The sequence below is a fragment of the Frankia gtarii genome (assembly GCF_025403375.1).
GTDB classification, from domain to species: domain Bacteria; phylum Actinomycetota; class Actinomycetes; order Frankiales; family Frankiaceae; genus Frankia; species Frankia gtarii.
In genome coordinates, this window is record NZ_JAMPTM010000166.1 from 1 (window position 1) to 14,516 (window position 14,516).

The 14,516-nt window shown below is 72.5% G+C and carries 12 protein-coding genes and 1 pseudogene; 7 read left to right on the forward strand and 6 right to left on the reverse strand.

All coding sequences use genetic code 11. The features are described 5' to 3' along the window. Together NBZ83_RS21250 and NBZ83_RS21255 are read right to left on the reverse strand one after the other, a co-directional pair. A pseudogene (locus NBZ83_RS21250) lies at positions 1–394 on the reverse strand (hypothetical protein); the annotation flags it as partial. Next, positions 391–915 carry an Asp23/Gls24 family envelope stress response protein gene (locus NBZ83_RS21255; protein ID WP_261570288.1) on the reverse strand — a complete coding sequence of 175 codons (525 nt, stop codon included), beginning with the start codon at positions 913–915 and terminating at the stop codon, positions 391–393. The pseudogene NBZ83_RS21250 and the gene NBZ83_RS21255, both read right to left, overlap by 4 nt. 494 nt (positions 916–1,409) lie before the next feature. Here NBZ83_RS21255 and NBZ83_RS21260 point away from each other — a divergent pair, with 494 nt between their 5' ends. After that, positions 1,410–2,471 carry a 4-(cytidine 5'-diphospho)-2-C-methyl-D-erythritol kinase gene (locus NBZ83_RS21260; RefSeq protein ID WP_261570286.1) on the forward strand — a complete coding sequence of 354 codons (1,062 nt, stop codon included), beginning with the start codon at positions 1,410–1,412 and terminating at the stop codon, positions 2,469–2,471. Further along, complete coding sequence (locus NBZ83_RS21265; protein ID WP_261570285.1) at positions 2,468–4,294, forward strand: ABC-F family ATP-binding cassette domain-containing protein; 1,827 nt, start codon at positions 2,468–2,470, stop codon at positions 4,292–4,294. Before NBZ83_RS21260 ends, NBZ83_RS21265 begins: the two co-directional genes overlap by 4 nt. Before the next feature lie 32 nt (positions 4,295–4,326). Here NBZ83_RS21265 and NBZ83_RS21270 read toward each other — a convergent pair whose 3' ends face one another. After that, entirely contained in the window at positions 4,327–5,358 is a 1,032-nt protein-coding gene (locus tag NBZ83_RS21270; protein WP_261570284.1) for an acyl-CoA desaturase, read from the reverse strand. An 861-nt stretch (positions 5,359–6,219) separates the two neighbouring features. On the opposite strand from NBZ83_RS21270, the gene glmU reads away from it, so the two are divergent. From glmU to NBZ83_RS21285, 3 genes are all read left to right on the forward strand, one after another. Beyond that, on the forward strand, positions 6,220–7,803 hold the full coding sequence (glmU, locus tag NBZ83_RS21275) for a bifunctional UDP-N-acetylglucosamine diphosphorylase/glucosamine-1-phosphate N-acetyltransferase GlmU (protein ID WP_261575667.1): 1,584 nt from the start codon (positions 6,220–6,222) through the stop codon (positions 7,801–7,803). Positions 7,804–8,016: 213 nt separating this feature from the next. Continuing rightward, complete coding sequence (locus NBZ83_RS21280; RefSeq protein ID WP_261570282.1) at positions 8,017–8,991, forward strand: ribose-phosphate diphosphokinase; 975 nt, start codon at positions 8,017–8,019, stop codon at positions 8,989–8,991. 101 nt (positions 8,992–9,092) lie between these two features. Further along, a complete protein-coding gene (locus NBZ83_RS21285; RefSeq protein WP_261570281.1) occupies positions 9,093–10,118 on the forward strand; it encodes a tryptophan--tRNA ligase in 1,026 nt (341 codons plus the stop codon). A 17-nt stretch (positions 10,119–10,135) separates the two neighbouring features. Here NBZ83_RS21285 and rsmA read toward each other — a convergent pair whose 3' ends face one another. Together rsmA and NBZ83_RS21295 are read right to left on the reverse strand one after the other, a co-directional pair. After that, a complete protein-coding gene (rsmA, locus tag NBZ83_RS21290) occupies positions 10,136–10,930 on the reverse strand; it encodes a 16S rRNA (adenine(1518)-N(6)/adenine(1519)-N(6))-dimethyltransferase RsmA (RefSeq protein ID WP_438803253.1) in 795 nt (264 codons plus the stop codon). A gap of 107 nt (positions 10,931–11,037) precedes the next feature. After that, positions 11,038–11,862 carry a TatD family hydrolase gene (locus tag NBZ83_RS21295; RefSeq protein WP_261570280.1) on the reverse strand — a complete coding sequence of 275 codons (825 nt, stop codon included), beginning with the start codon at positions 11,860–11,862 and terminating at the stop codon, positions 11,038–11,040. A 114-nt stretch (positions 11,863–11,976) separates the two neighbouring features. Here NBZ83_RS21295 and NBZ83_RS21300 point away from each other — a divergent pair, with 114 nt between their 5' ends. After that, a complete protein-coding gene (locus NBZ83_RS21300) occupies positions 11,977–13,095 on the forward strand; it encodes an ABC transporter substrate-binding protein (protein ID WP_261570279.1) in 1,119 nt (372 codons plus the stop codon). A gap of 40 nt (positions 13,096–13,135) precedes the next feature. On the opposite strand, the gene NBZ83_RS34375 is transcribed toward NBZ83_RS21300, so the two are convergent. Continuing rightward, positions 13,136–13,507, reverse strand: a complete 372-nt coding sequence (locus NBZ83_RS34375; RefSeq protein WP_438803325.1) for a zinc ribbon domain-containing protein — start codon at positions 13,505–13,507, stop codon at positions 13,136–13,138. 437 nt (positions 13,508–13,944) lie between these two features. On the opposite strand from NBZ83_RS34375, the gene NBZ83_RS21305 reads away from it, so the two are divergent. Beyond that, positions 13,945–14,499: a YdcF family protein gene (locus NBZ83_RS21305; RefSeq protein ID WP_261570278.1), complete on the forward strand. Its 555-nt coding sequence runs from the start codon at positions 13,945–13,947 to the stop codon at positions 14,497–14,499. Positions 14,500–14,516: the final 17 nt, after the last annotated feature.

A 14,516-nucleotide genomic window follows, 5' to 3' on the forward strand; every position in this document is an offset into this window, starting at 1 on the left:
GGGTACGCGGATCGGCCGGGGCCGGCCCGCCCGGAGGGTCGAGATCGCAGATGACCACGTCCACCCGGGGGCAGTCGGGGGCGGCGCAGCGCACCGCGGCCCGGATCCGGCCGGCGAGATCGGCCAGCGGCTCGCCGTAGCGGCAGTCGACCTGCACGACAATCCGGTCGTCGCGCACGCGCACTCCCGCTACCCGGCGACGGGGCAGGTAGGTCGCCACCTCGGCCACCGGGTCCCACTCCTCCGCCCCGACTCGCGCGGGGATGGACAGGGGCGCGGGCGTGGGAGCGGCGACGAGCCGGGCCACCCCGGGACAGGCGGCGACGGCCGCCGCCACCCGATCGGGGTCCCAGCGGAACCAGGCGGTGGTCTCCCCCGTCCCGACCAGGCTCACTCGACCCGCCGGCTGTCTTCCTGGCCTTCGTCGCCGATGTACACATCGTCGACCGCGACGTTGACCTCGGTGACCTCCAAACCGGTCATCCCCTCCACGGAGCTGACGACGTTGTGCCGGATCGACTGCGACAGGTCGACGATGGAGACGCCGTAGTCGCAGACAACGTCCAGATCGATGGCGGCCTGGCGCTGGCCGACCTCGACCGCGACGCCCTGCGAGACGCTCGCCGACGCGCCGGGGATGCGAGCCTTCACCGAACCGATCGCCCGGGCGCCGCCGGTGCCCAGCTCATGGACGCCAGCAATCTCCCGAGCCGCCACCCCGGCGATCTTGCGAACCACGGCGTCCGCGATCGACGTGCGGCCCTGGTCGCTGAGGAGCTCCGTGGAGTGCTTCCGGTCCGGCACGGCGGCCCGGCCGGCGCCACCGACGCCGGTCGCCGACGGATCCGTCCGGACGGCGCTGTTCGAGGTGCCGGATCCGGTCTTCGTGGTTCCGGAACCCGAGATCGTGGTCATGGTGCTCCCTTTCGTCGGTACGGCGTCCCTTGGCCGGGCCATGGTCGCGGCGCACCACCCGGTGTCGGGCTGGCCGCCCGCTGAGGTCGGGTCCGACCGGGTCACCGCGGGTCAGCTCGGACGCGGCAGCGAGGCACATGCAGGCCGGACATCACGGGAAGCCGGGAAAGGTGTGAAGGGCCAGGTCCAACCGAGCGAAGCAGCGTTGTGCCGCACGGGCGGGCACTCCCCGACGGGGTCACCCACTCCGCGAGCCGCCCGATTTCACCAGCCAGGCATCCCGTCCTTCCATGTACCCCCCCGGGTGGACGGTCATACGCTCCGAACCCGCGGATAGGTTGGATCCGGCCGGTCGCCCCGCCCAAACGGGCTGGGCCGCCCGCACCAGCAGGGCTGTCCGCACGAGTGAACCTGAGTGAGTCCGAGCGAAGGAGCATCCGCTGCCTCGATCCCACCCGGGTCCGCGCCATGGCGCGGGAGCCGGCACCGTTGCCGTGACCGTCCGGGCCCCGGCCAAGGTGAACCTGCACCTCGGCGTCGGTCCGCTGCGGCCGGACGGCTACCACGATGTGATCACCGTGCTCCAGGCCGTCTCGCTGTTCGACGACCTCACCGCCACCTCGCTCACCGCCACCTCGCCCGCCACCACCTCGCCCGGAGCGGAAGCACTCGGAGGATCGCCCGCGGCGACCCCCGACGAGGCGGACGACGAGGGGATCGTGGTCACCGTCGAGGTCTCCGGTGAGGGCGCGGACCCGACCGCGCGGGGCCCGGCCACGACCACCCCCGACGTGTCGATCGTCCCGACCGGCCGGGACAACATCGCCGTGCGCGCGGCGCACCTGGTGGCCGAGGCCGCGGGTATCACCTCGGAGCGGGTGCACCTGACCCTGGCCAAGGGCATCCCCGTCGCCGCGGGCATGGCCGGCGGCAGCGCGGACGCGGCGGCGGCGCTCGTCGCCTTCGACGCGCTGTGGCAGACCGGCCTCGACCGGGCCGCCCTCGCCGGCCTCGCCGCCCGGCTCGGCAGCGACGTCCCGTTTCCGCTGGCCGGCGGCACGGCTCTGGGCACCGGCCGGGGCGAGCAGCTCACCGACGTCCTGGCCACCGGCGAGTACCACTGGGTATTCGCCCTCGCCGACGGCGGCCTGTCCACCCCGGCCGTCTACGCCGAGTTCGACCGGCTGTCCGAAGGCCGGCTTCACGCCGGTCCCACCCCCGCCGACGACGTGCTGGCCGCGCTGCGCACCGGTGACCCCGTCCAACTCGGGGCCGCCCTCGTCAACGACCTGCAGCCGGCGGCGCTGCGGTTGCGGCCGGCGCTGCGCCGGGTCCTGGAGACCGGCCGTGAGCTCGGCGCCGTCGGGGCCATCGTGAGCGGTTCCGGGCCGACCTGTGCCTTCCTCGCCGCCGGGGCGACCGAGAGCATCGAGCTCGCCGCGAGCCTGGCCGGAATGGGGGTCGCCCGGGCCGTGCGCCGTGCCGGTGGGCCGGCGCCCGGCGCCCGGGTGCTGGAGGGTCCGGACTCCGCGGACGGGTCAGGCGGCGGGCCGTGAGCCCCGTCCTGGTCAGCCTGGAGAACGTCGACGCCGCCTTCGGCACCCGCGCCCTGCTTGATCAGGTGAGTCTGGGCATCGGCACCGGCGAGCGGATCGGTGTCGTCGGACGCAACGGCGCCGGCAAGTCCACCCTGCTGCGGATCATCGCGGGCGAGGCGGAGCCCGACGCGGGTCGGGTCGTGCACGCGGGTTCGACCCGGGTCGGCTCGCTGGCCCAGGCGGACGTGCTGCCCGCCGATCGGACGGTCCGCGAGGTCGTGGTCGGCACCGGCGCGGAGCACGAATGGGCGGCGGACCCGCGCCGCCGTGGCGTGCTCGCCGGCCTCGGGCTGCTGGACCGCCTCGACGACCTGCTCGGCCCGATGTCGGGCGGCGAGCGTCGGCGGGTGGCGCTGGCCCGACTCCTGGTCCAGGACCTCGACCTGCTGATCCTCGACGAGCCGACGAACCACCTCGACGTCGAGGGGGTCGCCTGGCTCGCCGGCCACCTCGCCGACTGGCGCGGCGGCCTGCTGGTGGCCACCCACGATCGCTGGTTCCTCGACGAGGTGTGCGGCCGGGTCTGGGAGGTCGTCGACGGGCGCGTCGACGCCTACGAGGGTGGCTACTCCGCCTACGTCCTCGCCCGCGCCGAGCGGACCAGACGGGCAGACGCGACGGAGGCCCGTCGGCAGAACCTGCTGCGCAAGGAGCTTGCCTGGCTACGCCGTGGGCCCCCCGCCCGGACCAGCAAGCCACGGTTTCGCATCGACGCCGCCAACGATCTGATCGCCGACGAGCCGCCGCCCCGCGACACGATGGCACTTCGCAGCTTCGCGGCCTCCCGGCTCGGCAAGGACGTCTACGACGCGGAGAACCTCACCATCCGAGTCGGGGACCGCACCCTGTTCGACGGCATCACCTGGCTGCTCGGCCCGGGGGACCGGATCGGGCTGGTCGGTGTCAACGGCGCGGGCAAGACGACGCTGCTGCGCGCCCTGCTCGGCGACGTCGTCCCGGACGGTGGTCGGGTGAAGGTCGGGGCGAGCGTCCGCCCGGCGTTGCTGTCCCAGGAGGTCGTCGAGCTCCCGGCGTCGCTGCGCGCGCTGGAGGCCGTCGAGCAGGTCGGCCGGGTGCTGGAGGTCGAGCGGGGCCGGGAACGCAGCGCCGGGCAGTTGTTGGAGCAGTTCGGCCTGCCGTCGTCACGGCAGTGGACCCGGGTCGGTGATCTCTCCGGTGGCGAACGGCGCCGACTGCAACTCCTGCGCCTGCTCATGGCCCGCCCGAACGTGCTACTCCTGGACGAGCCGACGAACGATCTCGACACGGACACGCTCACCGCGCTGGAGGATCTGCTCGACTCCTGGCCCGGCACCCTGGTCGTGGTCAGCCACGACCGGTACTTCCTCGAGCGCACCTGCGACGTGACGATGGCTCTGCTCGGCGACGGCCACCTGCGGATGCTGCCCGGCGGCATCGAGGAGTACCTGGCGCGGCGCGCCGCCGCCGGATCCGAGGCCGCCGCGGCCGCCACCACTGCGTCCACCGCCGCCGCATCCGCCACCGCAGGGTCCGCCACGGCACCGGCGCCGGCAGGCGCGACGACCGGGCCGACGCGGTCCGGCAGCGAGCTGCGGGCCGCCCGCAAGGAGCTGACCCGCCTCGAACGCGCCCTTGACCGGCTGACCCGCCGAGAGCAGGAGCTCCACCATTCCCTCGCCGAGGCGGCGACGGATCACGAGCGTCTGCTGGCCCTGGACGCCGAGCTGCGCGCCGTCGTCTCCAACAAGGACGACACCGAGGAGGCCTGGCTGACGCTCGCCGCCGAACTCGAGGGCTGAGCCGAACTCGAGGGCTGAGCCGGGGTCGAGGCTCAGGCGGTGGCGTCGGCCGTGACGCTCTTGGCGGCGAGGCGGGCCGGGTCGGGCCAGCGGACGTCCCAGACCAGGTGCAGCGTCTCCATCAGCTTGATGATGTAGAAGCTGGTGTCGATCTGCCAGGGGCGCACGCCATGGCGGGCCGAGGTCGGCTCGGCATGGTGCAGGTTGTGCCAGGACTCGCCCATCGACAGCAGCGCCAGCGGCCAGACGTTGGTCGAACGGTCCCGCGACCGGTACGGCCGGGAGCCGAGCACATGGCAGATGCTGTTCACCGACCAGGTGACGTGGTGCAGCGTGGCGACCCGGACGAGGCCGGCCCAGAAGAATGCCTGCACGGCCGCCTCGAACGAGCCGCCCCAGAGGCCGCCGATGATCGCCGGGGCGGCGAGGCTGACGAAGGCGCAGCCGGCGAACGAGCGGCTGACCTTCACGATGTCCGGGTCGTCGAGCAGGTCGGGGGCGAATCGGCGCTGGTCGGTCTGCTCGACGTCGAACAGCCAGCCGACGTGGGCGTGGTAGAGCCCCTTCATCATCGACCAGGCGCCAGGCCCGTAGCGCCACGGCGAGTGCGGGTCGCCCTCGGCGTCGCTGAAGGCGTGGTGACGCCGGTGGTCGGCCACCCAGCGGATCACCGGGCCCTCGATCGCCATGTTGCCCGCGACGGCGAGCGCGATCCGCACCGGCCGGGACGTCTTGAATCCACGGTGGGTGAAGTAGCGGTGGAAGCCGACCGTCACCCCGTGCCCGGAGATGGCATAGAAGATCAGGGCAAGAACGACATCGCGCCAGGAAATCCACCGGCCCCACAGCGCGGGTATCGCGGCGACCACGGCGGCGAGCGGAACGACGATCGTCACCACCATGATGATCTGCTCTACGCGGGCCTTCGTCATCGACCTGGGCGTGGTGGCATTGCCCCGGCTGTTGGCGGGATCGGCGCGGCCGGCCGCCTGCCTCGTAGTCGTTTCTCGGTCGTCACCCGGCGCCCGATTGTCGCTCGGTGACACCGTGTCGGTAGCGGTCATCGCCTCGTCCCGTCCATCGCGGCAGGTCCACTGCGCCGGCACTCCACCGAATCACGGTAGCCCGCCGATGTGACAACAGTCCCCATTGCCGACGTCCTCTACGCAAACGGGCCACACGTCACGGCGATCGGGCCGGCCGGCGACCAGCAGGGCCGTCCACCGCCGGCCGGTGCCCGCCCGAATGGCCTACGCCCAACGGGGGTACCCGCCACACCCGGTCGCCCACCTGGACCACCCGACTCGGACCACCGCGCCCGCGCCCGGTGACCAAGCCGGGGCCCGTCGGACCGGGTCTCGGCGACCCTCGACGCCACCTCGGGCGAGGCCCGCCGAAGCCCGGTCGGCGCGACGGCGGGAGGTGACCCCGCAATCATCCCCGGTGACCGATGCACAGGGCTGCGCCGGGCTGGCGGGGACCGCGGCGTGGCTCGACCCGCGGGACAGTGGTCTGCAGCCCTGCTTTTACCTTCCGAGCCACCCCACGATGGTAGAGTTGGCATGTTTTCCTACGCGGTCCGCCGTAGTGTAATCGGCAGCACAGGAGATTTTGGTTCTCTTAGTCCACGTTCGAGTCGTGGCGGCGGAGCACTACCGGAGTACACCAGTAATACCATCACAAAGAATGGCCGGGAAGTACCGCCGCGCCGACCGGGCTACCGTTGCCCGCAATTCTCCGCGACGGGCCGGGGCGCTTCGGCGGAGATCGGTCGTGTCGTTTCCTGCGCCCCGCCGCATGTTCCCCCGAGATCGACGCCCGGCGTGTTACCGGCCGCAGTAACCTCCCCCGAGCCGTCGAGTAGGCCGCGGTAGTGTGGTCTCCGTCGCCCCATCGTCGTGCAGGCCGAAGATTCGGGAGATCGCGTGACATCACCACGTCCGGCGGCCGTCATCATCCTGGCGGCGGGCGAGGGCCGACGGATGCGCTCGACGACGCCGAAGGTGCTGCACCGCATCGCCGGGCGAACCCTGCTCGGGCACGTGCTGCACGCCGCCGCCACGCTGGGCGCGTCCCGTACCGCCGTCGTCGTCGGCCATGGCCGGGAGCAGGTCGTGGCGATGCTCGCCGAGCAGGCCCCGGCGGTCGTCCCCGCCGTGCAGGACCGCCAGCACGGCACCGGCCACGCAGTGCGGATCGCCCTGGCCACGCTCGACGGGCTCGCCCCCGACGACACGGTGGTCGTGCTGCCCGGCGACGCCCCGCTGCTCACCGGGGAGACCCTGGCCGCCCTCATCGACCATCACCATGCCCAACGCGCCGCGGCGACCGTGCTGACCGCCGTCCTCGCCGACGCCACCGGCTACGGCCGGGTCGTACGCGATGCCGCGGGCGGGGTCCGGGCGATCATCGAGCACCGCGACGCCGATGCGGCCACGGCCGCCATCCAGGAGATCAACACCGGCGTCTACGCCTTCCGGGCCGGCCCGCTCCAGGCGGCACTGGCCCATCTGACCAGGGGGAATGCCCAGGGTGAGGAGTACCTGACCGACGTCGTCGGGCTATTGGTCGGCGACGGCAGCCCGGTGGCGGCGCGGATTGTCGCCGACCCGGTCGAGGCCGGCGGGGTCAACGACCGGGTCCAGCTCGCCGCCGCCGGTCGGGCGCTGCGCGACCGGATCGTCTCCGCCGCGATGCGGGCCGGCACCACCGTCGTGGATCCGCACACCACCTGGATCGACGCGGACGTCACCCTGGAGCCGGACACGACGATCGCCCCCAACACCTTCCTGCACGGGCGCACCCACCTGGCCCGCGGCGCCGTCGTCGGCCCCGAGTGCACCCTCACGGACACGGTCGTCGGCCCGGAGGCCAGCGTCGTGCGGACCACGGCAGAACGGGCCGAGATCGGTGCCGGTGCCACCGTCGGCCCCTACAGCCACCTGCGCCCCGGGACCCGGCTCGGCCGCGAGGGCAAGATCGGATCCTTCGTCGAGACGAAGTCCGCCGAGTTCGGCGACCACACGAAGGTCCCCCATCTGGCCTACGTCGGCGACGCGGTCGTCGGCGAGCGGAGCAACATCGGCTGCACCACCGTGTTCGTGAACTACGACGGCGTCGCGAAGCACCGCACGGTCATCGGCTCGGACGTCCGCATCGGCAGCGACACGATGCTCATCGCCCCGGTCACCGTCGGGGACGGCGCCTACACGGGGGCCGGTTCCGTCATCCGGGAGGACGTGCCACCGGGCGCGCTGGCCGTGCGCGAGGGGCGGCAGCGGATCATCGAAGGCTGGGTGGCACGGCGCCGGCCCGACAGCCCCGCCGCGCGAGCCGCGGCCGCCGCCGGCGCCCCGCCGATCCCCGGGGTCCCGGATGTCGCGGCGCCGATCGACCCCGTCGGAGCGGATGCGCACGGGGCTGACACACACGGCCAGGGTGACTTGGCGCACACCCGGGGAGGCGAGGCCGGCATCGCTGGCGTTCCGGGTGCGGGAAGCAGAACGTAGAGGACGTCGGCCCCAACCTTCTGACCAGCGGGGGGTGCGCCGGCGGCGGGCGCACGACGAGGCGCATCAGGCTTACCGACGCTCGATCGGGTAAGCCTAGGATCACGCCTGCCGCACGCCGTCCCCGACCGTTCGCCGTCCGATCATCCGCCATCTGATCATCCCCGTCGCGCACCCCCAGCCTGATCATCCGTCACGTCCGAGGAGAACGCGGTGGCCTACCAGACCGAAAACCGGCGCAACCTGATGCTCTTCGCGGGACGCTCACACCCCGACCTCGCGGCGGAGGTGGCGGCCGAGCTCGACGTCGAACCCGTGCCGACGAACGCCTACGAGTTCGCCAGCGGCGAAATCTTCGTCCGCTTCTCCGAATCGGTCCGCGGCTGCGACGCCTTCGTCCTGCAGTGCCATTCGGCCCCGGTGAACACCTGGCTGATGGAACAGCTGATCATGGTGGATGCCCTGAAGCGGGCGAGCGCCAAGCGGATCACCGTGGTCGCGCCGTTCTACCCGTACGCCCGTCAGGACAAGAAGCACCGCGGCCGCGAACCGATCTCCGCCCGGCTCGTCGCCGACCTGTTCAAGACCGCCGGTGCGCACCGGCTCATGTCCGTCGACCTGCACACCGCGCAGATCCAGGGGTTCTTCGACGGCCCGGTGGACCATCTGTTCGCGCTGCCGCTGCTCGCCGACTACATCGAGAACAAGCTGGACACCTCGGAGGTCACCGTCGTGGCCCCCGACTCGGGCCGGGTGCGGGTGGCCGAGCGCTGGACCGACCGGCTGGGCTGTCCCCTGGCCATCATCCACAAGCGGCGTGACCCGGACGTACCCAACCAGGTGAAGATGTTCGACGTGGTCGGCGAGGTCCGCGGCCGCACCTGCGTCATCGTCGACGACATGATCGACACGGCCGGCACCATCACGAAGGCGGCGGAGTCACTCAAGGCGCACGGCGCGGCCCACGTCATCGCGGCGGCGACGCACGGGGTGCTGTCCGGGCCGGCGGCCGACCGGCTGAAGAACTCCGAGATCGGCGAGGTCGTCCTCACCAACACCCTGCCGCTGCCCAGCGAGGCGCGGATCGACAAGATCACCGAACTGTCGATCGCCCCACTGCTCGCCGCCGCGATCAAGGCAGTCTTCGAGGACGGCTCCGTGACCGGCCTGTTTGGCGGAGACGCCTGACAGTCGCATACCACGCGTCCGGGGTAGAACCCGCCGACGCCGCCGGCCCCCGCGGCGCCGGCGCGCCGGTGGCCCGGATCGCCTCCGTAGACTGCGCAGCCATGGCAGCGCAACAGCCGAAGGTCTCGCTGACCGGCATCAAGCCGACGGGCGAGCCGCATCTCGGGAACTACATCGGAGCGATCCGGCCCTCGCTGGAGCTCACCTCGACCTACGAGTCGATCTACTTCATCGCCGACTACCATGCCCTGACGTCGATCCGCGACCGCGGGGAGTTGGCCGGCTACACCCGGTCGGTAGCAGCCACCTGGATCACGCTCGGTCTCGACCCGACGCGTACGGTCTTCTACCGTCAGTCCGACGTTCCCGAGATCTTCGAACTGTCCTGGGTGCTGTCCTGCGTCACCGGCAAGGGCCTGATGAACCGGGCGCACGCCTACAAGGCCGCCCGCGACCGCAATGCCGAGTCCGGCGTGCCGGACCTGGACGCCGGCATCAACATGGGCCTGTTCAACTACCCGATTCTGATGGCCGTCGACATCCTCATCATGAACACCGACGTGGTGCCCGTCGGGCAGGACCAGTCGCAGCACGTCGAATACGCCGCCGACATCGCCGGCTCGTTCAACCATCTGTTCGGCGACGTGTTCAGCCTGAAGATTCCGGAAGGGATCTACCCGGCCGGCATCTCGGCGCGGGCACTGCCCGGGACCGACGGCCGGAAGATGAGCAAGTCCTACAAAAACACAATTCCTCTGTTCGCCCCGGAGAAGCAGCTGCGGAAGCTCATCCGCGGCATCGTGAGCGACAGCACACCGGTGGAGGCGCCGAAGGACCCGGATGCCTCGGCGGCCTTCGCGCTGTTTGAGAACTTCGCCACCCCCGAGGCGAGCAAGGAGATGCGGGCCCGCCTGGAGCAGGGCGGCACCGGCTGGGGCGAGCTGAAGAACGCCCTGTACGAGACCGTCAACGCCTGGCTGTCACCGCTGCGCGAGCAGTACGAGGCGCTCGTCGCCCCCGGCAGCGAGCTCGACGCGATCCTCGCCGCCGGCGCCGAGCAGGCCCGCGACCGAGCCCGTCCCGTCCTCGAAGGCGTCCGCCACGCCGTCGGCATCGCCTCCCCCTGACCGGTGGCGCGTCTGCGTCACCGCGCCGGGCCGGGCTCGGTGGACCGGGCGGGCTCGGCGGTGACGCGGGCGGCGGCGAGGCGGCAGTACGCCTCGACGTCGAGCGTCTCGCCGCGGGCGCCGGGATCCACCCCGGCCGCCTCGGCCAGCGCCGTCGCGGCGGCACGCGAGCCGGCCCAGGGGACCAGAGCCGTGCGCAGCGTCTTGCGGCGCTGGGCGAACGCGGCGTCGACCGCGGCGAACACCTCGGCGCGCAGCTCCGCCGGCCCCGGCGGGGTGCGGCGGGTGAAGGCGACCAGGCCGGAGTCGACGTTCGGCTGCGGCCAGAAGACCGGGCGGGGCACGCCGCCCGCCGCCCGGGAGTGCGCGTACCAGGCCAGCTTCACGCTGGGCGCGCCGTACACCCGGCTGCCGGGTGGGGAGGTCAGCCGGTCGGCGACCTCCGCCTGCACCATCACCAGGCCGCGGCGCAGCGACGGCAGCCGTTCGAGCACGCCGAGCAGCAGCGGGACGGCGATGTTGTAGGGCAGGTTCGCGGCCAGCACGTTCGGGGCGGGCAGGTCCGCGGGCAAGTCCGCCGCGGTCAGCCGCAGCCCGTCGGCGAGCACCACGTGCAGCCGCGCGGCGGTCTCGGCGGGCAGCCGGGCGGCGGCGGTCACCGGCAGGGCGGCGGCCAGCGACGGATCCACCTCGACGGCGACGACGGCCCCGGCGGCGCCGAGCAGCCCCAGGGTCATCGAACCCAGACCCGGGCCGATCTCCAGCACCGTGTCGTCCGGGCCGACCTCGGCCAGGCGGACCAGCCGGCGCACGGTGTTCGCGTCGACGAGGAAGTTCTGCCCGCGGCGCTTCGTCGGCCGCAGGTCCAGCGCATGCGCCAGCGCCCGCAGCTCGGCGGGTGCGAGCAGCGCGTCGGTGTCTACCAGGGCCCGAACACCCGCTCGGAGTTGGCGGCGATCGACGCCCCGAGCTCGGAGACACCCACCCCACGAGTCTCGGCGAGCACCCGCAGCGTCAGCGGGATCAGGTAGGGGCCACCGGGCCGGCCACGCCAGGGCACCGGGGTGAGGAACGGCGCATCGGTCTCGACGAGCAGCAGCTCGGCCGGGGCGACGGCGGCGGCCTCGCGCAGGTTCGCCGCGTTCTTGAAGGTCACGTTGCCAGCAAAGGACATCACGTAGCCGGCGTCGGCGCAGACCTTCGCCATCTCGGCGTCGCCGGAGAAGGCATGGAAAACAACCGTGTCGGGAGCACCTTCCTCGGCGAGGATGCGCAGCGTGTCCTCATGCGCCTCCCGATCGTGGATCATCAGGGCGCGGCCGGTCTCCTTCGCGATCGCGATGTGCCGCCGGAAGCTCTCCTGCTGGGCGGCGTGCGCTTCCGGCGGGGTGCGGAAGTAGTCCAGCCCCGTCTCACCGACGGCCCGGACCTTGTCCCGGCGGGCAAGCTCGGCGATGGCGGCGAACGTCTCCTCGCTGACCCCGTGGGCCGCTTCGTTCGGGTGGATGGCCACGGCCGCGTAGAGCTCCGGATGAGCGTCGGCGACGTCGGCCTGCCACCGGCTCGTCACCAGGTCCACCCCGACGGTCACCGCCCGGGTGACGCCGACGGCGACGGCGGCCGCGATCGCGGCGTCCACCGCCGTGTCCATGAGATCGAGATGGCAGTGGCTGTCGACGACGGCTACCGGCAGAGGATCGGGCGGCGGCGGTGCTGCACCCGTTCGGTCAGAGTTTCGCGCCACCTCACCCGTCCTTCCGCGTCCGGTGAAGTCTACGGCCACAGCCGGGCGCGCCGAGGAATGTGTCTATCAAGCATGGGACGCTTATCTCGTGAGCGACTGCGAGGAATCCTGCCGATGACGACACCGTTGACCGTGGCCCTCGTCACCCCGCTGACCGGTCCGAACGCCGCCCAGGGGCTGGCCGGTCTGCGCGGCGTCACCCTGTGGGCGCGCGACGAGCGATTCCCCGCCCCCTGGGACGAGGTCAGCCTGACCGCGTACGACGCCTACCCCGACCCGGCGGCCGCGATGCGCGCCGCGGTCGCCGCCCGCCCGGACGCCCTGCTCGGGCCCTACGGCCACCGGGCCGCCCTCGCGGCCTGCGCGGCGACCGACCGGGTCGTGTTCAACACCGGGGCACCGTCGACCAGGTTCGTCCGGCAGGCGTTCCCCAACGTCGTCAACATCGCCGCAGCCACCTCCACCTGGCCGCGGGGAGTCCTGGCCGCGGTGCGGGCGGTCGACCGGCGAGCGCGCAAGGTCGTCCTGCTCGCCTCGGGCGACACCGCGGTCGAGATCACCTCGGTGGCCAGGGCCGCCGCCGCCGGGCAGGCCTTCGAGGTCGCCTCGCACGTCTTCGCGCCGGGGAAGGCCACCCTCGCCGCGACCCGGCTGCCCCCTGGCGACGTCCTCATCGTGCATGCGAGCCCCAGCGACGAGCTGGCCGCGGCGAACATCCTGCTGCGCCGGCCGTGGCGGGCGGCGGCGTTCTCCACCGCCGTCAGCGCACAGGCCACCGCCAGCCTCGGCGACCTGCGCGAGCAGCTACTCGCCCCGGGAAGCTGGATGCCGGAAAGCACCCAGCTGACCGCCACCGGGCCCACCGCGCGCGAGTTCACCGCCGACTACACCGCCCTGCACGGCGTCGCGCCGACGGAGACGGCCGCCTGGGCGTACGTCACCGGCCTGATCCTGGGCCGGGCGATCCGGTTCTGCGGGGGTGTACAGGACGCCTCGGTCCTCGCCGCCGCCCGCGGCATCGACACGACGACACTGCTCGGCCGGTTCCGGCTGAACGAGGCGACCGGGCTGCAGGTCGGCCACCAGATCCCGATCGTGCAGTGGCAGGACGGCGCGTCGCGCACCGTGTGGCCCAGGGAGGCGGCCCGGGCCACGTTCGCCCATCCCCGCCGGATCACCAGCCGGCCGGCCTCGCCACCCCCGTCCACCCGGTCGACCTCCACGTCCACTTGACTTCCTCCTCCTCGTGGACGAGGGGGATTTCCGGTGGCGGTCAGGCCGTCTTCCCGGGTGGTTGACACTTCCCGGTCCCCGGCGACCCGGAGATCTCCACGTCCATGGACGACAGTCCAGCCGCCCTGATATCCAGACCCGCGCTGGCACCCGCCTTCCCCGACCAGCCACACGACGTACACAGAAATGCTGCCTGGCCGGGGCCGGACACCCGGTCGACGAACCCACAGACATGACAGCGCTGCAACATGTACAGCGCCGAAACCCTCACCAGCACCCCACCCGCACGAGCCGCCTTACAGGCAAGATGCGCACCGACACACCCCCTGCGGCGTGCAGAACCGACCGGCTCAACCCGGCTTTCTACCGCACCTTCCGCCCGGGATCCTCGACAGCGCCCCGGCCCGAGCAGGCCATGCTCCCAACCGGCAGATCCTCGATGACGACCAGCCCGAACTCCCGGCCGATCCCAGTCGTCACCTGATGCGCCCAGCCGTCGCGGCGACGTCTGGTTCTCCCGCGCACCACCGCGATCCGATCATAGGTTCCGTCCAGCCGGTTCGACGTCAGGACACGAAACGCGGCGGACGGGCCAACCCCGCATAACAGCGTTTCCACGCGGTCTGCCACCGCTTCAACACCTGCCAGCATGCCTGCGCAGGCAGCACGGACAGCCACCCGAAGCCTGGCAGTGCACTCTGACGGCAGTGGGCCACCCGCCTCCCGGTGTTGTCCGGGGCGGCGGGTTGCGGCGGGTGGGCCCACCCGGACCGGGTGAGCCGTGATTGGCTCGGGCCACACGGTGGAACGACGGCCACAGCGGCGCCTGGCCGCCGCGGAAGGAGACCCATGGCGGCGGGTCCGCTCGAGCACGCGCCGGCCGGTGGGTCGCGCCGCCGGGTGATCGTCATCGTCCTGGTCGGCACCCTGGCAGCGGCGTTCACGGCGGCGACCGCACGGCTGTTCGTCTTCCCCCAGCGGGACCCGCCGGCGCCTGTCGACGCGATCGTCATGTTCGCGGGCAGCACCGGCCGGCTCGAACGGGCGGTCGCCCTCGCCCGAGCCGGTTACGCCCCAGTTCTCGCCGTCTCGACGCCGACCGCCGACGACCCCTGCCCCGACGACATCCCCGGGGTGGAGGTGATCTGCTTCGCGCCCAGCCCGCTGACGACCCAGGGCGAGTCCCGCTGGGTAGCTGCCGCGGCGGCTCGGCGCGGTTGGCGCTCCCTCATCGTGATCACTTCGACGACGCAGAGCACTCGGGCCCGGCTACGGCTCGGCCGCTGCTACCCCGGCGAGGTCCGCATGATCGGCGTGCCCCCGCCCCGCCGCATGTGGCCGTACATGATCACCTACGAATGGGCCGCGATGGGCAAGGCCCTGCTGCTTCAGCGGAGCTGCTGAACCGCCCCGCCCCGCCC